General features: G+C 55.9%; 1 protein-coding gene. It reads right to left on the reverse strand.

Annotated features, from left to right (window positions below; translation table 11 throughout):
* Positions 1–63 precede the first annotated feature (63 nt).
* On the reverse strand, positions 64–450 hold the full coding sequence (locus EOC06_RS38380) for a GNAT family N-acetyltransferase (RefSeq protein WP_158302485.1): 387 nt from the start codon (positions 448–450) through the stop codon (positions 64–66).
* Positions 451–560: the final 110 nt, after the last annotated feature.

Below are 560 nucleotides of genomic sequence, written 5' to 3' on the forward strand. Positions count from 1 at the left end.
GCCGGACACATATTGTAAACGGCGCAGACGGGGTGGTGAGCGGCCATTTGCCCTTGGCGATCTTCATTCAGCGAGGGGCAGAAACTTCACCATCCGACGTCGTTCTGCAGTCTCCGTTTCGACCACGAACCCCTCTCGTTCATAGAACTTTGAGGCGGGGTTCGTTGTCAAGACGCTGAGCCTGGTGGGATGGCCACGCTGAGCCCCTCTTCTCCCTTGCTGCTGTAATACCTGCGCGCCCATGCCGCGATTTCTGGAACGCTGTTTTTCGAGGAAGAGGTGGTCAGGCTGCCATGTGACGGCAATACATCCCACCCCCTTGCCATCCAGTTCGATGATGTCGTGCCCATCAAGAACAAGGGATTCGATCGTGTCGGACGGACGCCAATGGCCCAGCAAATCTCTTCGAGCCTGCATCGTTGCGGAAACGGCCCGAAGCCGATATTTCATGCTATATTCCTGACAAGAATGTAAACGTCTTGTGCCCGAATAATTCGGGCAGTGACAATTCCGCATTGTAAATCGGCGTGGCGCTTCGGCGCTGATCGGCGCTATTAGGC

This window comes from Mesorhizobium sp. M7A.F.Ca.MR.362.00.0.0 (genome assembly GCF_004023175.1).
Lineage (GTDB): Bacteria > Pseudomonadota > Alphaproteobacteria > Rhizobiales > Rhizobiaceae > Mesorhizobium.

Bases quoted from the DNA above. Each gene is read 5' to 3' on its own strand.
- EOC06_RS38380 (WP_158302485.1), bottom strand. From the start codon at position 450: ATGAAATATCGGCTTCGGGCCGTTTCCGCAACGATGCAGGCTCGAAGA.